Raw genomic sequence first — 17,712 nt, 5'->3', positions numbered from 1 at the left:
CCTCGCCACCGGAGAGGCCGATCTGCGTGCCGAGCTCGGCGTGCCGGCGGGCAGTGCCGGCGAAGCGGGACTGGCGTGGTCGCGCAGTCGCGTCGTCAATGCGGCTGCTGCTGCGGGCCTGCCGGCGCCGTTGATGGCGGTGTACGCCGACGTCGACGATCTCGACGGACTCGAGGCGAGCTGCCGCTCCGGCCGCGCGCTCGGATTCGGCGGCCGCACGGCCGTGCACCCCCGCCAGCTCGACATCATCCGCCGTGCGTTCACACCGGACGCGGCCGAGGTCGAACGGGCTCAGCGCGTCGTCGATCGCGTGCGATCCGCCGCGGTCGACGGCACCGGAGCGTTCCTGCTCGAGGACGGCACGTTCGTCGACATCGCGATGGTGCGGGCCGCCGAACGCGTGCTCGCCGCCGCCCGACCCTGACGGCTCCGGCGTCCCCGCACACGCGACCGGCGAGGTCTGCGGCCGCCGATCGGGTCAGCCGACCTGCCGGTGGTCTTCGATCACGGCGTCGATGGTGCGCCGGGCCTTGCGGGTCTCGGTGTCGGGCGAATGCGAGCCGGCGAATCCCGCCGCCACGATCAGCGCCTTCCAGATCGCCCACCCGCGTGCCCGTGCCCACGCATCAGCATCGAGCCCGCGGTGCTCACGGAACGCGTCACGCGCGGCGCCGCGCATGGTCGCCAGCCCGATCACGAGGTCGCAGGCGGGGTCGCCTGCACCCGAGGTTCCGAAATCGATGACGGCTCTCAGCCGGCCTTCGTCGTCGACGAGGAGATTGCCCTCGCTGACGTCACCGTGGAACCACACCGGTTCGCCGCGCCAGCGACTCGACGTCGCCGCACGCCACACATCGTGCACGGCATCCGCATCGATGCTGTCGCCGAGCACCTCGATGGCGCGAAGCGTCTCGGCCTCGTAGACCGCCGGCGAGTCGCCGCGGAAGAAGTTGTGAGCGCCCGGGAGCGGCGCGCCCTCGGCCGGCGCACGCTGGAGCGCGGCGAGGACGTCGCCGAGGCGAGCGGCAAGGGTCACGTCGGCCGCGATGAGCTCCGCCGACGGCGGCTCTCCGGGGAGCCACCGGTACACCGACCACGGGAACGGAAACCGCTCAGACGGCCTCCCGAGCCCCACCGGCTCGGGAATCGCGACGGAAAGGAGCGGTGCCAGAACGGGCAGCCAGCGCTGTTCCTTCTCGACCTGGAGCACGTACGCCTCGCTGCTCGGCAGCCGGACGCTCAGCTCGTCGCCGAGTCGGAAGGTGCGGTTGTCCCAGCCACCGGGGACCAGCTGGGTGATCGGCAGGTCAGCCCAGCGCGGGAACTGCTCACCGATGAGCGCCTCGACGAGCGCGACATCGATGGTCGGAGGCTGCTGCGGATCGGCCATTCCGTCATCATGCCAGTGCGGAACGTCGAGCAGCGGCTGGCTCTCATTCGGTGGCGGCGACCCGCCCGTCGAGGAGCCGGATCGTGTCGTCGGCGTCGCCGATCACCGCCGCGTCATGCGAGACGCAGACCACCGCTGCGCCGCGCTCGGCCTCTTCGTGAAGGACCTGCCTGATCCGACGGCTGCTGGCTGCATCCAGCCCGGTCGTCGGCTCATCGAGCAGAAGAAGATCCGCCCGCCGCGCGAGTCCTTGCGCCAGGAGCGCACGCTGCTGCTGGCCGCCGGAGAGAGACGAGAACGGATGCTTGGCGAGGGCGCCGATGTCGAGCCGCTCGAGTGCGCGGTCGACGCCGTCGCGCGCCGCCGAGTCCATGCGTCGCCACAGACCCAGGCCGCCCCAGGCGCCCACGCTGACCACGTCTCGCACAGAGACCGGCAGCCGTGGCGGGATCGACGCGCGCTGCGGCACGAACGCCACCGCACCCTCCACCCAGCGCTCCCCCGTCGACGGGACCAAGGTCCCCGCGATGACTTCGAGCAGAGTCGACTTTCCTGCCCCGTTCGGACCCGTGATGACGGTCGATACGCCCCTGAAGATCTCCGCACTGACCCCGGCCAGCGCCGGTCGGCCGTCGTACCGGACGACGACATCTGTCAGCCGTGCGACGATGACGGCGGTTATGGCGAGGGAGGTCATATCCTCAGTCTACGAGTTTGATAATCATTCTCAACTAGGTCTAAGCTCGCTGAACGTGACCCCCTCTGTTGCCATGCCGTTCGCGCCGTTCGCGCTGGAGTTCCTGCAGCGCGCGTTGATCGGCGGCGCCCTCGTCGCGATCCTGTGCGGGATCGTCGGCACCTGGGTCGTCATCCGCGGCATGGCCTTCCTCGGCGAAGCGCTGGCGCACGGGATGCTTCCCGGTGTCGCGCTCGCCACGGTGCTGTCGTTGCCGGTGCTCGCCGGGGGCGCGCTCAGCGCCATCGCCATGAGTCTGGGGATCGGCGCCCTGCAGCGGCGCGCGAAGCTGTCCTACGACACCAGCATCGGACTGCTCTTCGTGTCGATGTTGGCGCTGGGGGTCATCATCATCTCCCACTCGGGCAGCTTTGCAACCGACGCCACAGCGATCCTGTTCGGTGACATCCTCGCGATCGATCAGCGCGACATCATCCTGCTGGCGGTCGCCACCGCCCTCGGTCTGGCGGTCGCCGCGCTCTGTCACCGTGCCTTCGTCGCACTTTCGCTCGACCCGCGCATCGCGTCGGTGCTGGGTCTGCGCCCGCGGCTCGCACAGGCCGCCCTCGTCGGTCTCGTCACGCTCGCGATCGTGGCGTCCTATCAGGCGGTGGGTTCCATGCTCGTCGTCGGACTCCTGCTCGCGCCTGCCGTGGCGGCCGGCCACTGGACCACTCGCATTCCGAGTCGCATGATCCTGGCGTCGGCCTTCGGGGTGACGGCGGTCGTGCTCGGTCTGATCGCGTCGTGGTACGCGGCGACCGCCGCCGGGGCATCCGTCGCCGGTGCGGCGATCCTGCTGACCTGCGTGTCGTGGGCAGCGCGCGCCGCTCTCTCCTCGCTCCGCGGTCGCTGGGCCGTGCCCGCTCTCGCGACATGAGGCGGCACCCGGCGGGCCCCGCTGAGTCCGCCCACCGCACGAACTCGAAAACAGACAGGAACAACCCCGTGCGCTCTCGCTTCACCCTCCTCGCATCCACCGGCGTGCTCACGCTCGCCCTCACCTCGTGCGCCGGGCAGCCGGCAGCGCCCGCCTCGAGTGCACCCGACGGTGCCGCAGGAGACGGTCACGGGGCGGTCTCCAACGCGGAGGAGGTCGCCGAGCCGCAACTCGGGCTGACCGTCATCGACCCGGCCGGAGCGGTCACACATCTCGATCTGCTCGACGAGAGCGTCTCCCCGCTGGGCGAAGTCGCCGCTCCCACGGCCGTGTCGACCGACGGGCGCTACCTGTTCGCCGAGACCGACGGCGCCGTGGAGATCGTCGACAGCGGCGTGTGGACCTGGGATCATATCGACCATTTCCACTACTACCGGGCGGCTCCCCGGCTGCTCGGCGGGGTCGAGGGCGACGGACAGGCGACGGTCGCGACGACGAACCTCTCCACCACCGGGAGCACCGGCATCTCCTTCGCCGGCTCGGGCGACGCCGTGCTGCTGGACACGGAGGCCCTGTCGAAGGGGGAGGTCACCGAGAGATTCCGACTGCGGCGCGAGCCGCACGATGGCCTGGTCGTTCCCGTCGGCTCCTTCGCGCTCGTCACGGAGGCGACCGACGGAGTGGGCACGGAGATTCTCGGCTACACCGCGGAGGGCGAGAAGACCGGTCTCGAAGAGCCGTGCGTCGACCCGGCCGGAACGATCACCACACGCGTCGGCGCGGTCATCGGCTGCGCAGACGGCGCCCTGCTCGCGCACGTCGTCGACGACGAATTGCAGGTGGAACGCATCCCGTACCCGGCGGGCACCGATGCCATACCGGTTCGGGACTTCGACAACCGTGAGGGGCGTCCGACCGTCGCAGGACTCGCCGGCGAAGGCGGCATCTGGCTCCTCGACACCCGCGACCGGGCATGGACGCTGCTGCCTGCACCGACGCCGCTCGCTCACGTCACCGCGGTGGATGACGAAGACGGGACTGTGCTGGCTCTCGCCCAGGACGGACGGGTTCTCGTGCTGAACGGCACGGACGGATCCGTCACCTCCGAAACCACACCGCTCGTCGCCGGTTCGCTCGCCGCCGGCAGGGTGCCGACACTCATCGCCGATCAGCATCGGGCATACCTCAGCGCGCCGACGGAGAAGCGACTCTACGAGATCGACTACGCCGACGGCGCCCGCATCGCGCGCACCTTCGACACCGTGACCGAACCGGCGTTCGTCGCCGAGACGGGACGCTGACATGCGCTCGGCCAGACGTCTCGCGGCGCTCATGCTCGCAGGCATCGGCGCTCTCGGTCTGAGCGGGTGCGCCGCAGCGGACGACGCACGCCCCCTCATCGTGGTCTCGACGAACATCCTCGGCGACGTCGTCGAAGAAGTCGCCGGAGACCAGGCCGAGGTGATCACGCTCATGAAGCCGAACGCCGACCCGCACTCCTTCGAGATCTCCGCGCAGCAGGCGGCGACGCTGCGCGGGGCCGACCTGCTCGTCTCGAACGGCCTCGGGCTGGAAGAAGGGCTGCAGCAGCACCTCGACGCGGCCGCGACAGAGGGCGTGCCCGCCTTCGTCGCCGGCGACGCCATCGAGGTCCTCGAGTACAGCGAAGGCGACGCCGAGGGGATGCCGGATTCGCACTTCTGGACCGATCCCGCACGGATGCTCGATGTCATCGACGCTCTCGAACCCGTCCTCGCCGAGATCGACGGCATCGACGACACAGCCCTCGAGGTGGCGGTCGAGAGGTACCGCGGCGAGCTTCAGGATCTCGACGCCGAGATGACGGCCGCCTTCGAGAGCATTCCCGAAGAACGCCGCGCCCTTGTGACGAATCATCACGTGTTCGGGTACCTCGCCGAGCGGTTCGATTTCGAGGTGGTGGGCGCGGTGATCCCTGGCGGCACGACACTGGCCGCGCCCTCGGCATCCGACCTCGCCGACCTCGTCGACGCGATCGAGCAGACGGGTGTGCCGGCGATCTTCGCCGAGTCCTCGTCCCCTGACCGTCTCGTCCAGGCGCTCGCCGGCGAAGCAGACGTCCACGTCGAGGTGATCGAGCTGTTCACCGAGTCACTCACAGGCGCCGACGAGGGCGCTCCCGACTACCTGACCATGATGCGCGTCAACACCGAGCGCATCACCACCGGTCTCACTCGCTGAGACCACTCCCCCACAGAAAGAGGAATCCATGCGAACCTCCCCATTGCGCCGCGCGCTGATCAGCGCAGCGGCCATCGGCGCGGTCGTCACGCTGGCGTCGTGCTCCGCCGGCGGCGACTCCACCGCCCCCGCCTCCACCGCCGACGAGGCCTCCGGCCAGGAGGCCGGCGCCCGTGTCGCCGTCGCCTATGAGGGCGGCATCCTCGTCCTCGACGGAGAGACCCTCGAAACCGTCGCCGACTTCGAATCCGAGGAGTTCACCAGGCTCAACCCCGCCGGTGACGACCGGCACGTGATGGTCACGATGAGCGAGGGCTTCCAGGTGCTCGACACGGCGGCCGGGACCGCCGACGAGCCCGAGCTCACCGACACGATCTTCGAAGCGGAGGCCCCGGGGCACGTCGTCCGCCACGCCGGAAAGACGATCCTCTACGCCGACGGCACGAGCGACACGACGATCTTCGACACCGCCGACCTCGCCTCCGCCGACGGCAAGCCCGAGGTCGAGACGATCCCGGGCGTCGAGGCCCACCACGGTGTCTCGGTCGTGCTCGAAGACGGCACCTTCCTCACGACGGTCGGCAACGCCGACGGTCGCAACGGCATCACGGTGAAGGATGCCGGGGGCACCGAGATCGCCAGCTCCGACCAGTGCCCCGGCGTTCACGGCGAGGGGACGGCGAAGGACGAGGTCGTCGTGTTCGGATGCGAGAACGGCGCGCTGCTGTACGCGGACGGCGAGATCGTGAAGCTCGACGCACCGGATCAGCCTTATGGCCGCATGGGTAACGCCTACGTGAGCGAGACCAGCCCGATCGTCGTCGGCGACTACAAGAACGACGTCGACGCCGAGGGCTACCTGCTGAGCGCCGTGACCCTCATCGACACCGAGGCCAAGACCCTTGAGGTGGTCGAGCTTCCGGAGGGCGTCGAGTACACCTTCCGCGACGTGGTGCGGGGCCCCGACGACCTGGCTTACATCCTCAGCGCCGACGGCTCCATCCACGTCCTCGATCCCGAGACCGGCGAGGTCACCGAGAGCTACCCGGTCATCGAGCCGTGGGAGAGCCCGGCCGAGTGGCAGGACGCGCACCCGGCCATCGTCGTCGCGGGGAACGTCGCCTATGTCACCGAGCCCGCAGCGAACAGCGTGCACGCCGTCGACCTCACCACCGGCGAGGTGCTCGCCAGTGCAGAGCTCGAGGTGACGCCGAACGAGGTCGCACCGGCCGCCGGCTGATCCCCGCAGCAGGACAGATCGCAGGGACGGGCGGAGCGCTGATCACGGCGCTCCGCCCGTCTCTTTCGTTCGCTGGGCGAGGTCATACGCCCGCCACACCTTCTGGGGCACCACCATGCGCCACGCGTCGATGACGATGTCGCGAGCCTCCACCGGATCCAGGGCGGCGAGTCGCGCGTGCACCCAGTTGAAGCGCATGTCCGCCGGATCGGGCAGCTGGAACTTGTGCGGCTCGCTTCCGACGAGTCCGGGCCGGTTCTCTCTCGGGTACGCGAAACCCATCACCGACTCGTCGAGGGAGAACGCGACATAAACGAGCTGCCCGACGCGGAACTTCAGCCGTCCCCGTACGCGCACCTCATAGGAGCGCTCGAGTTCGGTCCCGAGAAACCTGACATCGTCGACTACTGCAGCCATTCGTGCTCCTTCGCGCGAGAGAAGGCTCTCACTGCTGACCGGACGGCGCCACCCGCCCGTTCGGCCGCCGCCTATCCCCACCACGAACGGATCCGGCCGGATCGGACATCTCCGCTATCGCTGAGGGCGTCGGGGGAAGAGAATGGGACGGATTTCCGAGCGGCTGTCCGATCGGGCCGGTCTCGTTCGTGGTACTGGTGTGGTACCGGCGCGGCCGGACACCGCCGCATACACCGAACACTCGTCGCCAGCAGGGAGAACCTCGATGAAATACCTCGTCTCCGTCGTCCACGACAGGGATCAACCGGACGATCCGGGTCGCAGACCCGCCATCAGCGCCTTCAACGAGCGACTGGTCAGGGAAGGCTATTGGGTCTTCGCAGGCGGGCTGGCGGACACCGACGCCGCCACGGTCGTCGACAACCGCGGAGAGGAGCCGGTGTTCAGCGACGGTCCGTTCCTCGAGTCGAAGGAGTACCTCGCCGGTCTCTGGCTGTGGGAGGTTCCCGACCTCGATGTCGCCCTGCGCCTGGCGGCGGAGGCGTCTGAAGTCTGCGACCGGAAGATCGAGGTGCGGCCGTTCGTGTGAGCGACGTCGAGAAGGTGATCGCTGCAGTCCACCGCGAGGAGTGGGCTCGCGTCGTCGCGGCCCTCACCCGCCGCTTCGGTGACTTCGATATCGCCGAAGAGGCTGCGGCTGAGGCGTTCGCGACCGCCGTCGAGCGGTGGCGTGTCGACGGTGTGCCCCCGAAGCCGGGGGCGTGGCTCACCACCGCCGCCGCGCGGAAGGCCATCGATCGTATTCGGCGTGAGAACCGCCGGGACGACAGGCACAGGGAGGCGCGGATGCTGTACGACAACCCTCCCGAGCCGGCCGGCGCCATCGAGGATGACCGCCTCCGACTGATCTTCACGTGTTGCCATCCTGCTCTCGCGATGCAGACGCGTGTAGCGCTGACGCTGCGAATGGTCGGCGGCCTGAGCGTGGCGGAGATCGCTCATGCGTTCCTCACGCAGGAGGGTGCCATGGCCCGGCGGATCACCCGTGCGAAGGCGAAGATCAGGGCGGCGGGCATCCCCTACCGCGTGCCGACCGCCGCGGACTTCCGCGTTCGGCTCTCCGGGGTTCTCGCCGTGCTGTACCTCGTCTTCAACGAGGGGTATCTGACCAGCGGCGGATCGGCGGATGCCGTCCGGCTCGATCTCACCGCCGAGGCGATCCGGCTTACGCGCCTGATCCATACCCTTCTCCCCGACGACGGCGAAGTCGCCGGCCTTCTGGCCCTGATGCTGCTGACCGACGCCCGCAGCGGCGCTCGGCTCGCGGGTGAGGGTGAACTCGTGCCGCTCGACGAACAGGACCGCCGCGCCTGGAACCGTGAGCTCATCGATGAGGGACATCGTCTGGTCCGCGCGCGCCTCGTCGCGGCCGCCGATGGCGAGCCCGCGGGTCGATATCAGCTCCTCGCCGCGATCAACGCGGTCCACACCTCTGCTGACGATTTCGCCCAGACCGACTGGCCGCAGGTTCTCGCTCTGTACGACCAGCTCGGCCGGATCGAGCCCTCGCCGATCGTCGCCCTGAACCGAGCGGTGGCCGTCGCAGAGATCCATGGCGCCGAGGCCGCGCTCCATCTGGTGGAGCACCTGTCGGGGTCGTTGGACGACTACCACCCGTACCATGCCACCCGCGCCGACCTGCTCCGCAGGCTCGGCCGGCTGCAGCAGGCGCGCCCGGCGTACGAGCGCGCCATCGCGCTTGCCGGCAACGCCGGCGAGATCGCAGCGCTCGCCCGGCGCCGAGACCGAACACTCCGAATCGAGCAGACACCATGACCTTTCCAAGCGACTCCGACGCCACCGCCCCTGCCGACCGGACGGACGCCACGACGGCATTGATGCACCGCTTCAACCGCGCCTTCACCGAACACGATGCGACCGGATTCGACGATCTCATCGCCGACGATTGCGTCATGGAGGCGGTCGCCCCCGCGCCCGAGGGCGAACGCACCGTGGGGAAGGCGGCGTGCCTGGCCTTCTGGAAGGACCTCATCGAGAACCCGAGCATCCAGTTCACGCCCGAACGCATCGATGCGTTCGGCGAGGCGGCGATCATCCGATGGCGGCTCGTTGCAGGCTCAGGTCCCGGGCATCAGATGAGAGGTGTGAACCTCATGCGGGTACGCGAGGGGCGGATCGTCGAAGCGCTGGGCTATGGAAAGGTCCCCGGTGCGGAGAGGTCTGCGACCACGCCATAGTGATCGCTCGCCCAGGTGCCCGCGTAGGGCCGATCCAGCACGCGCTCGCAGGCATCGATGCGCATGATCGAGGTGCCCGATGCGCCGCACCGAACCAGGATGTGGTCGATCTCGCGATACGGCCAGCCGGGGAGTCCGGCGGCGACCAGTGGGTTCGCGGGATCGAGCGTGACGCACGTTTCATCGGGATGCACGGCATCCCACGTGCGCACGTAGACGACGCTCGCCTGGTCGATCGGCTGCTTGCCGGTGAGGAAACGCAGGCTCGCGGCATCCGGTTCCGCGTTGAAGTCGCCGGCGATGACCATTGGCGCATCGTCGGACGACGCGAGCGACTCGAGCTCCTGCGCGACGAGTACGGCCTGTCGCTGGCGTTCGATCTCTCCGTCAGCGGCGGCCTCGGGGAAGTGATTCGCGATGATCACCGGCCCGGACGGCGTATGTACGCGAACAACGAGGCTCGCCCAGATGTATTCGTCCACCGCTCGACCGCCCGCGGTGAGGTCGATCTCGGCGACCACCTCGAGCGGCCAGCGGCTGGCGACCGAGATCCCGCTGTCTTCGTCGGCCGATCGCGCCTGTGAATGCGCGATGTTCCACTTCTCGCCGAGCACGTCCGCGGTCTGGTCGTACTCCGCGGTGAGCACCTCCTCCTGAAAGAGGACGATGTCGGGAGCGGTGCGGTGGAGCCCTTCAATCAGCACCCGCCTGCGCGAGGACCAGTCAGCACGGCGCGCATAGATGTTGTGCGTGTAGACCCTGATGGCGTCCGTCTGCTTCTCGTGAGTCGATCGTGGGGCTGTCATCCGCCCATATTCGCGCAGAGCCGGAGTGGGCACCAGATGGGGATCCCACGTGTTCCGTGCGAACGGAAAGGTGCGTACCCCACTTATTAGTGCGTTCTTGTGGCGTCCGCAGCGAGCATCGACGATCGAATCGTCGCTCGATGCGATCCACGACCTGTTATGAGGAACCAACCATGAACGCACCAACCGCCGTCTCCCTCCTCGGACTCGGAGAGATGGGCCGAGCCCTGGCCGGGGCACTCCTGCCTGGCGACCATCCCGTCACCGTCTGGAATCGGACTCCGGGGAAAGCAGCCGACCTGCTCTCACGCGGTGCGGTCGAAGCCGAGTCTGCTGCATCCGCCGTCGACACGGCCGAGCTCATCGTGGTCTGCCTGTTCGATCATGCGTCTGTGCACGAGATCCTCGATCCGATCGTCGACCGGCTCCGCAGCCGCACCGTGGTCAACCTGACCACGACCTCTCCCGAGCAGGCCCGGGAGCTGGGGCGATGGGCAGAGACCGCCGGAATCGACTACCTCGACGGCGGGATCATGGCGGTGCCGTCGATGATCGGAAATCCGGGATCGGAGATCCTCTACAGCGGCGACGAGAGCGCGTTCGAACGCTTCCGGCCGATCCTGGACTGCTGGGGCACAAGCAGCTATTTCGGAGAGGATGCCGGTCTCGCATCGCTGTACGACCTGGCCCTGCTCGCCGGCATGTATGTCATGTTCGCCGGGTACATGCAGGGGGCGGCGCTCGTCGCGACAGCGGGGGTCAGCGCCGCCGATTTCGCGGGCCGAGCCGCCCCCTGGATCGCGGCCATGACAGGAGGACTCGAGGAGTACGGGCGGGTCATCGACGGCGGTGACTACACCGTTCCCGGCCAGCAGAGCCTCGACTTCTCGGACCTGTCGAAGATGCTCGAAGCGGCGGAAGAGGTCGGGGTCGGGAGCCGGCCGATCGCCATGGTGCAGGAGCTGATCTCGGCCCAGCGCGAGGCCGGCCATGGACCCGAGGCCTTCGCTCGGATCTATGAGTCGGTGCGGCGGCGCGACTGAGACGCGAGCGGGTTCGAGTTCACTCGCGCCGCGCCGCTCACTCGCGACTGCTCAGAGGGCGTGCCCTGAGGTGCGCGCGTTCGCCGCGCCCGCCGAAGATCGTGAGCAGCTCGACAGCACCGCCGCCGGTGGACCCGAACCAGTGCGGATGCTGCGTGTCGAACTCCGCGACTTCACCGGGTCCGAGGACGAGGTCGTGCTCGCCGAGAATGAGCCGCAACCGCCCCGAGAGCACGTAGAGCCACTCATACCCGACGTGCGTCCGCGTGTGCGGCTCCGATTCCGACGCGGGGATGGTGAGTTTGTACGCCTTCGGCTCGCCTTGCGCTCGCGACAGCGGCACGATCACGCGCCCCTCGGAGCGACGGGGCTCCTGTCGCATTCGAGGGTCGACGATCCGCGGGGCCGCGACGATGTCGTCCAGCGCGACCGAGAGCGCGGCGGCGATGGGCAGCAGCAGCTCGAGGCTCGGTTTGCGTTGACCGGATTCCAGCCTCGACAGCGTGCTCTGAGAGATGCCCGTCTCGCGGCTGAGTGCGGCGAGCGTGATGTTCTTGCGCTCGCGGTGTCGCCGTAGGCGAGCTCCGATCTGATCGAGGGCTGCCTCGACCGCAGGATGCGTTGCCATCCCGCCATCAGAGCATGCCTCGGCGCTGTCGGGCAACGCGACCGGGTGGCTGCGGCCCGATTCTTCCAGTTTCAGCAAAGATTCTTTGCTGTCCGTCGTCGCCGAGTCAGAGTGGGCGCGACCAGCAGACGGAACATCCGTCACGACCGGAAGTGAGACGACACGGTGAAGACAGGCACAGAGCGGTTCCTCCCGATCGGCGTGTATGTCCTCGCCTTCAGCCTTTTCGCGATGGGCAGTGCCGAATTCCTGCTCGCCGGCATTCTCCCCGCTGTCGCCCAGGACATCGACGTGGACCTCGCGGCCGCGGGCGGACTGATCACGGCATTCGCCGTCGGCGTCGTCATCGGCGGACCGCCCTTCGCGGTACTCAGCCTGCGCTGGCCGCGGCGAGCCGCCCTGATCGTCACCCAACTCGCCTTCGCCGCTTCGATCGCCGCAGGGATCGTGGCGGGGACGTATCCGGCTCTCCTCGTCTCACGCTTCGTCGCAGGACTCGCCTATGCGGGCTTCTTCGCGGTCGCCGCCGTGACGGCGGTCGGGCTCGTCGCCTCGGATCGGGCGGCACGCGCCTCGGGGGTCGTCGTGAGCGGATTGAGCCTCGCCATGATCCTCGGTGGCCCAGCCGGGACCTTCCTCGGATATCAGATCGGTTGGGCGAGCGGGTTCTGGCTCGTGGTGACGCTCACCGTGATGGGCGCGGCGACAACCGCCTTCGTCTTGCCCCGAACAACGGCGGCGACCGAGCCGAGCATCCGTCGAGAACTCGACGCGATGCGACAGCCGCGGTTGTGGCTCATCCTGCTGGTGACGATGCTCAGCACCGCCGCCTACATGATCTCCTTCAGCTACCTCTCCGAACTGCTCCGAAGCATCTCACGCGTTCCGGACGCGTGGATCGCCGCCGTGCTCGTGCTCTTCGGTGTCGGCGCCTGGGCGGGCCTGACGATCGGCGGCCGCATCTCCGACCGCCGGCCGCACCTCGCACTCGTGACGGGAGCCGTCGGAATCGCGGCGTCCTCCGTGCTGATCGCGGTGTTCGCCGCCCACCCGCTCATCGTCGTCCCCCTGGTGCTCGTGCTGGGCGTCTTCGGGTTCGTTCTCAACCCGGCGCTCTACGGTCGCGTCTTCCGGATCGCGGGCGATGCTCCCACCCTCGCGGGCGCGACGACCGTGTCCGCCTTTCAGCTCGGCATCGGGATCATCCCCGTCCTCGCCGCGGTCGTGCTCGAGCAGGGGCTTCCCATCACCGCTGCGGTGTGGATCGGCGCAGGTATCGCCGTCCTCACGATCCCGTTGATCGTCATCGACGCCCGGCTCGGGTCAGGGGGTCGTGAGGACGGCGAACGTCAGAGCGTCAGCGCCCGAGTCCTACCCGGTCGACCTTCCGGTGATAGCGCATACCGGCAAGACCGCCGAGGATCGCACCGATGAGGGTGATGATGGCTGCCCCGACCGCCGTCAGGATGCCGGTGGCGGTAGCGGTCTCCGGAGTGACGGGAATGCGCGGGAAGCCCTGCAGATTGCCGAGGATGTCCCACTGGGCGCCCGCGATCGCCGTGACGACCGCGACGATGATGGCGACGACGATCGCCCAGAGCCACACTGCGAGGCCCTGCTTGGCGCCGCTGAAGCGGGCCATCCGACCGGCGACGTAACCGCCTGCGTAGTACGAGATCAGCAGAACGAGGCCGATCGCGATGACGGCGGCGATCCCGGCGGCGCCGAACGCGGCATCCGCGGCTTCGTCCACGGTGGTGCCGTTGCTGATACCGATCGCTGCACCGATCGCCGTGATGAGCGCGGTGAGGAGCACGGTCGTTCCCATGGCGGTGAGCCAGCCGAAGAAGGCGGAACCGAACTTGAACCCGCCGAACTCCGCTTTCTCGCGGGCGTGGACGTCATCGCGGAGCGAGCGGGTGTCGTCGGTTTCACGGGCCACCTCGGAGGCGTGGCGCGGACGCGTGTCGTGGGATGCGTCGGTGTCTCGCAGCACTTCGGTGTTGCGGGCGTCGTCGGCGTGGTCCACGGGGCGGGTGTCGTCGACGTGGTCCACAGGGCGGGTGGCGTCGCGGTCGTGGAATCGCGCGTCCGGCTCACGGGGGCTGCGGAAATCTGGGGTGCTGTCGGGGGTGCTCATGCCGTGAAGCTAGGCCCCGCCCACAGGCTGCTCATAGGTGCTTGAACTGCAGCCCGATCAGGCGTACTGTGCTGGCTCGAATCCTGCATCAGCCCTGATAACTTTATCAACCCTTGGGTGCTCTGATAAACTTATCAGCATGCGCAGCGCCCTCAACAGTCCGTTCAGCCCCGGTTCGGACAGCGTGCCCGAGGTGTGGGCCGGTCGAACTGAACAGCTGAGCGACTGGCGAGACGTCGTCAGGCCCCGCCGCATCGCGGGCCTTCCCGAACGCGGACGCACCATCCTCGGAGAGGCAGGACTCGGCAAGTCCACCCTGGTCCGTCGGATTGCGCGGGAGGCGGCGGCCGGCGGGGACTGGGTCACCCCGCAACTGCGCATCCCGTCCGGATCGGACCCGCTCAAGCTGGTCGCCGCCGCGATCCTCCGCCTGGCGGATGAAGCCGGGCTCGCCGCATCGCGAGAAGCGCGGATCAGGAAAGCCCTCGACCGGGTGCAGGCCGTCGCCGCCTCCGGCATCTCGCTGAGCCTGCGGCAGGCCGACGGCCCCGAGCCCTACACGGTGCTCACGGATCTGCTCGTCGAGGTCGGGCGGGCGGCCATCCGAGCGGGCGTCGCCGTTCTGATCCACATCGACGAGGTTCAGAACATCACCGGCGAGAATGCGCTGTCGCAGCTGCTGATCGCGCTCGGAGACGCACTGGTGTTCGAAGAACCGGTGGCGGTGCCGGGACTCGCCGCTCAGGTGCATCGTTCGCTCCCCCTCGCGGTGTACCTCACGGGTCTGCCGGATTTCGCCGACATGGCCGGGGCGCGCAAGGGCGCCACCTTCGCTCGACGATTCAAGACCACCACCCTGTCGGCGATCGACGACGACGACCTCGCCTCCGCCCTCCAGAGCTTCATCATCGACGGTTGGCCCGTTCCGGACGGGGCCGGCGGCATCGCGAAGATCCGCATGGAGCCCGGTGCCGCATCGGCCATCGTCGACCTGTGCCGCGGGGAGCCGTTCCTGTTCCAGCTCGCGGGCGAGCGGGCATGGTACGCCGGCACCGGCGAGGTCATCACGCGCGCTCAGGTCCTCGAGGGGTGGAAGGCGGCGCGATCGGAGGCGGTGTCGCATGTGGAGCGGATCCTGGAGCGACTGCCTGCGCGAGAGACCCAGTTCCTCCGTGCCATGGCAGACCTCCGCGAAGACGACCGCACCCTCACGCGGATCGCCAAGGAGATGGGGCTCGCCAAAGCCACCGATGCCGGTCCCACCTCTCAACGCCTCGACTCGGTGAGAGGGATCATCGAGCGGGGGAAACCCTATTCGTTCCGACACCGGGCCGTCGAGGCGTACCTGAGTGGTGACTGGCCGGACCTCTGACGAACGCGCCCCGCCCGAGTACAGTTGCAACCGATGCCGTTCACTCGTCGCACGTTCCTTCTCGGCGCCGGCACCGGGATGTCACTCCTGGTACTGGCGGCCTGCACCGGGCCTGAGCCAGAGCCCACGCTCACCCCGGTGCCGCCCACGCCCCGGGAGTCCGTGCCCGAACCGTCGCAGCTGTGGCGCAGCAACTGGACGAAGGACCCGCTGTCGCGTGGCGCCGTGAGCTATCTGCCGGTCGGCTCCAATCCCGAAGACCGCGCGGCTCTGCGGTCGCGATTGGATGACCGCGTCTTCTTCGCCGGCGAGGCGACCTCGGAGGCGCCGGGGACGGTGAGAGGTGCCGCGCAGTCCGGCGCGAGGGCAGCCAGGGAGGTCATGGATGCGATGGCCGATCAGGACCGCGTCGCGATCATCGGTGCAGGTGCCGCCGGAGCGGAGGCGGCGCGCACGCTCACGGCGCGCGGCATCGACGTGATCGTCATCGAAGCGCGTGATCGTGTGGGCGGGAGGATCGACAGCCGCGAGGACGACGGCGTGTTCTTCGAACTGGGTGCCTGGAAGCTCGCCGTCGACGCCGATGACTCCGTGATCGCCGACGTCGACGCCGTACCCCTCGAGGGCGCTGTGACTGTTCCGGTCTCCGAAGGGCTGGTGACGGCGACTCTTGCTGACGTCGATGCCGCGCATCAGGGCATGAGCGCCCAGCTGTCGACGTGGGCCGTCGAGCAGTCCACCGCAGACATCGACATCGAGACCGGCCTCTCGGATTCCGGTCTCGCGGCGACGGACACGACGGTGGGCGACATCCCGGCCCAGACCGTCGTGCTGTCCTTCGTGGAGGCGGCGCGAATCGCGACCGGGGCGAACCCCACCGACATCTCCACGTGGTTCCCTCCGACCGCGATCGGCGAGCCGTCGGCGATCCCGACGGGACAGCTCTCCTCGGTGGTGAGCGGCAGCCTGGGAGACGTTCCGCTCGCTCTGTCGACCGCGGTGACCGCCGTGGCCTACGACGACGACGGTGTCAGCCTGCGGCTCAGCACGGGTGAGTCTCGCAGCGTGGACCGCGTGATCGTCACCGTGCCCCTCGGAGTGCTCAAGGCCGGAGCGATCGAGTTCGATCCGCCGCTCCCGCTCCCGATGCGCAGTGCGATCGATGCTGTCGGCTTCGGCCAGGTCGAGGTCGTGCGGGTCGCCTTCGACGATCCATTTTGGGACACGGATGCTGCGGTGTGGAGCCTCGTGGGCGGCGATGCCGAGATCGCGACCTGGATCAACCTGGTTCCGCTGACCGGCGAAGCCGTGCTGCTGGGCATCGCCGGCGGCGACGGCGCTGCCGCGCTCACAGAGCTCGGCGACGATGCGCTCAGCCAGATGGTGCGACGACTGCTGGCGCCCTTCGTCGCTCAGACGTGAACGCCGCCTGCCGCGGAGGGATGGCGACGAGGACGACGCCGACGATCGCGAAGACGGCGAGCGCGGTGCCCGACAGTGCGGCGAACTCGAACGGGTCGTCCACCTGGCCGGGGTCGAGGAAGTAGTACGGATACCATCCGACGATCGGCCCGCGGATCATGGTGATGATTCCCCACACGACCGGATAGCCGACGATGACGGCGAGGACCCGGAACGATACCCGCCGCCGCCGGGGCGAGACGATCCAGTCCAGCACCGCGATCGCCGGCAGGACGAAGTGCAGCGCCACGTCCGACCAGGGCACGTCGAGTGCCAGCCCGCGAGCGCCACTTTGCTGGACGATCAGCGCGAACACGATGCCGGCAGTGACGACGCAGGCCAGAACCACGACACGAGCGACGTCCAGCCGCGGATGGTCGAGGCCCGATCTGAGCGCCACTATGCCCCCGATGGTCGCGACCACCACGAACGCCGCGCTGCTCTGAATCGTCAGGTAGGCGACGAAGTCGGGCAGGCCGACCCACGCCTTCCCTCTCTCGAACCGTGCGACCATGCTGACGACGACGATCGCCGCGCACACCAGTCGTCCGACCCCCAGAATCCATCGCTCGACGCGACCGCGAGTCATGCCCGCCGTCCCGTCATCGATCGATCCCGCCCATCGACCCATTCTCGACGATCCCTTCCGCAGACGCAGGTCGCTCTCGCGAGATACTGACTGCAGCGGGGCACTCAGTGCTTGCCGCCCGGTCGGCACCCGGCGGCCGACAGCGTGCGGACCATGACGCTCGGGGACGTGCCGCTCAGTCCGGTTCTGCCCAGGCCGCGACGGGCAACGCGAGGTAGACGCCGACGTGGTGATCGTCTGGCAGCACATCCTGCGTGCGGCGGAGGATGTCGTCGGCGCGGCGCTGTCGGTCGCCGGCGCGAGAGGCGAACCACTTCGATTTCACCTCGATGAGGACGTCGAGGTCGAACAGGTCGATGGGGCTCGCGTCATGGAAGCGCAGGATCACGTCGCCTCCCTGAAGATCACCGTCGTACGGCTCTTCGGGGCATTCGACGGCAACGGAGACACTGTGGGGCAGCGTGCGGGCGAGTTCCTCTTTGGCGCCGCGGCTCACGCGAGCCGCACAGGTGACGTCGATGATCGGCATCCC

Annotated in this window: 20 protein-coding genes; 12 read left to right on the top strand and 8 right to left on the bottom strand. The window is 68.7% G+C overall.

The window, feature by feature from the left end:
* Positions 1 to 424, top strand: a 424-nt coding sequence (locus RIN18_RS14200) for an aldolase/citrate lyase family protein (RefSeq protein WP_309104633.1), incomplete at its 5' end; no start/stop codon positions are given.
* A 54-nt stretch (positions 425 to 478) separates the two neighbouring features.
* Here RIN18_RS14200 and RIN18_RS14195 read toward each other — a convergent pair.
* The gene (locus tag RIN18_RS14195; protein ID WP_309104632.1) at positions 479 to 1,390 is read right to left on the bottom strand and encodes an aminoglycoside phosphotransferase family protein; all 912 of its coding nucleotides are present in this window, start codon (positions 1,388 to 1,390) and stop codon (positions 479 to 481) included.
* A gap of 43 nt (positions 1,391 to 1,433) precedes the next feature.
* Entirely contained in the window at positions 1,434 to 2,087 is a 654-nt protein-coding gene (gene aztA / locus RIN18_RS14190; protein WP_309104631.1) for a zinc ABC transporter ATP-binding protein AztA, read from the bottom strand.
* 55 nt (positions 2,088 to 2,142) lie between these two features.
* Between aztA and aztB the strand changes: the two genes are divergently transcribed.
* From aztB to aztD, 4 genes are all read left to right on the top strand, one after another.
* Positions 2,143 to 3,006: a zinc ABC transporter permease AztB gene (gene aztB, locus RIN18_RS14185; protein WP_375163535.1), complete on the top strand. Its 864-nt coding sequence runs from the start codon at positions 2,143 to 2,145 to the stop codon at positions 3,004 to 3,006.
* A gap of 68 nt (positions 3,007 to 3,074) precedes the next feature.
* The gene (locus tag RIN18_RS14180; protein WP_309104630.1) at positions 3,075 to 4,307 is read left to right on the top strand and encodes an ABC transporter; all 1,233 of its coding nucleotides are present in this window, start codon (positions 3,075 to 3,077) and stop codon (positions 4,305 to 4,307) included.
* A 1-nt stretch (position 4,308) separates the two neighbouring features.
* Positions 4,309 to 5,226, top strand: a complete 918-nt coding sequence (aztC, locus tag RIN18_RS14175; RefSeq protein WP_309104629.1) for a zinc ABC transporter substrate-binding protein AztC — start codon at positions 4,309 to 4,311, stop codon at positions 5,224 to 5,226.
* Positions 5,227 to 5,254: 28 nt separating this feature from the next.
* On the top strand, positions 5,255 to 6,466 hold the full coding sequence (aztD, locus tag RIN18_RS14170) for a zinc metallochaperone AztD (RefSeq protein ID WP_309104628.1): 1,212 nt from the start codon (positions 5,255 to 5,257) through the stop codon (positions 6,464 to 6,466).
* A 42-nt stretch (positions 6,467 to 6,508) separates the two neighbouring features.
* Here aztD and RIN18_RS14165 read toward each other — a convergent pair whose 3' ends face one another.
* Entirely contained in the window at positions 6,509 to 6,883 is a 375-nt protein-coding gene (locus tag RIN18_RS14165; protein WP_309104627.1) for a hypothetical protein, read from the bottom strand.
* Between the two features lie 265 nt (positions 6,884 to 7,148).
* On the opposite strand from RIN18_RS14165, the gene RIN18_RS14160 reads away from it, so the two are divergent.
* From RIN18_RS14160 to RIN18_RS14150, 3 genes are read left to right on the top strand one after another with little or no spacing between them, the layout of a single operon-like run.
* Positions 7,149 to 7,472 carry a YciI family protein gene (locus RIN18_RS14160; protein WP_309104626.1) on the top strand — a complete coding sequence of 108 codons (324 nt, stop codon included), beginning with the start codon at positions 7,149 to 7,151 and terminating at the stop codon, positions 7,470 to 7,472.
* A complete protein-coding gene (locus RIN18_RS14155) occupies positions 7,469 to 8,719 on the top strand; it encodes a sigma-70 family RNA polymerase sigma factor (protein ID WP_309104625.1) in 1,251 nt (416 codons plus the stop codon). Before RIN18_RS14160 ends, RIN18_RS14155 begins: the two co-directional genes overlap by 4 nt.
* Positions 8,716 to 9,141 carry a nuclear transport factor 2 family protein gene (locus RIN18_RS14150; RefSeq protein ID WP_309104624.1) on the top strand — a complete coding sequence of 142 codons (426 nt, stop codon included), beginning with the start codon at positions 8,716 to 8,718 and terminating at the stop codon, positions 9,139 to 9,141. Before RIN18_RS14155 ends, RIN18_RS14150 begins: the two co-directional genes overlap by 4 nt.
* Here RIN18_RS14150 and RIN18_RS14145 read toward each other — a convergent pair.
* Complete coding sequence (locus RIN18_RS14145; RefSeq protein ID WP_309104623.1) at positions 9,096 to 9,947, bottom strand: endonuclease/exonuclease/phosphatase family protein; 852 nt, start codon at positions 9,945 to 9,947, stop codon at positions 9,096 to 9,098. The genes RIN18_RS14150 and RIN18_RS14145 overlap by 46 nt on opposite strands.
* 173 nt (positions 9,948 to 10,120) lie before the next feature.
* Here RIN18_RS14145 and RIN18_RS14140 point away from each other — a divergent pair, with 173 nt between their 5' ends.
* Complete coding sequence (locus RIN18_RS14140; protein WP_309104622.1) at positions 10,121 to 10,990, top strand: NAD(P)-binding domain-containing protein; 870 nt, start codon at positions 10,121 to 10,123, stop codon at positions 10,988 to 10,990.
* A gap of 37 nt (positions 10,991 to 11,027) precedes the next feature.
* Here RIN18_RS14140 and RIN18_RS14135 read toward each other — a convergent pair whose 3' ends face one another.
* Positions 11,028 to 11,618 (bottom strand): XRE family transcriptional regulator, encoded by a 591-nt coding sequence (locus tag RIN18_RS14135; RefSeq protein ID WP_309104621.1) that lies wholly within the window; start codon positions 11,616 to 11,618, stop codon positions 11,028 to 11,030.
* 165 nt (positions 11,619 to 11,783) lie between these two features.
* Here RIN18_RS14135 and RIN18_RS14130 point away from each other — a divergent pair, with 165 nt between their 5' ends.
* Entirely contained in the window at positions 11,784 to 13,052 is a 1,269-nt protein-coding gene (locus tag RIN18_RS14130) for an MFS transporter (protein WP_309104620.1), read from the top strand.
* Here the strand turns inward: RIN18_RS14130 and RIN18_RS14125 are convergent.
* The gene (locus tag RIN18_RS14125) at positions 12,976 to 13,758 is read right to left on the bottom strand and encodes a hypothetical protein (RefSeq protein ID WP_309104619.1); all 783 of its coding nucleotides are present in this window, start codon (positions 13,756 to 13,758) and stop codon (positions 12,976 to 12,978) included. The genes RIN18_RS14130 and RIN18_RS14125 overlap by 77 nt on opposite strands.
* Before the next feature lie 139 nt (positions 13,759 to 13,897).
* Here RIN18_RS14125 and RIN18_RS14120 point away from each other — a divergent pair, with 139 nt between their 5' ends.
* Both RIN18_RS14120 and RIN18_RS14115 read left to right on the top strand, forming a co-directional pair.
* Positions 13,898 to 15,130 (top strand): ATP-binding protein, encoded by a 1,233-nt coding sequence (locus tag RIN18_RS14120; protein ID WP_309104618.1) that lies wholly within the window; start codon positions 13,898 to 13,900, stop codon positions 15,128 to 15,130.
* A gap of 33 nt (positions 15,131 to 15,163) precedes the next feature.
* On the top strand, positions 15,164 to 16,552 hold the full coding sequence (locus tag RIN18_RS14115) for an FAD-dependent oxidoreductase (protein WP_309104617.1): 1,389 nt from the start codon (positions 15,164 to 15,166) through the stop codon (positions 16,550 to 16,552).
* Here the strand turns inward: RIN18_RS14115 and RIN18_RS14110 are convergent.
* Both RIN18_RS14110 and RIN18_RS14105 read right to left on the bottom strand, forming a co-directional pair.
* Positions 16,503 to 17,180 (bottom strand): Pr6Pr family membrane protein, encoded by a 678-nt coding sequence (locus tag RIN18_RS14110; RefSeq protein ID WP_309104616.1) that lies wholly within the window; start codon positions 17,178 to 17,180, stop codon positions 16,503 to 16,505. The genes RIN18_RS14115 and RIN18_RS14110 overlap by 50 nt on opposite strands.
* A gap of 175 nt (positions 17,181 to 17,355) precedes the next feature.
* Positions 17,356 to 17,709, bottom strand: coding sequence for a hypothetical protein (locus RIN18_RS14105; RefSeq protein ID WP_309104615.1), 354 nt, complete (start codon positions 17,707 to 17,709; stop codon positions 17,356 to 17,358).
* Positions 17,710 to 17,712 lie beyond the last annotated feature (3 nt).

Origin of the sequence: Microbacterium sp. (genome assembly GCF_031179285.1) — a bacterium.
In the GTDB taxonomy this organism is placed as follows: Bacteria; Actinomycetota; Actinomycetes; order Actinomycetales; family Microbacteriaceae; genus Microbacterium.
The sequence above is the reverse complement of the archived record's forward strand: the minus strand, read 5'-3'. Positions and strand labels throughout refer to the sequence as shown.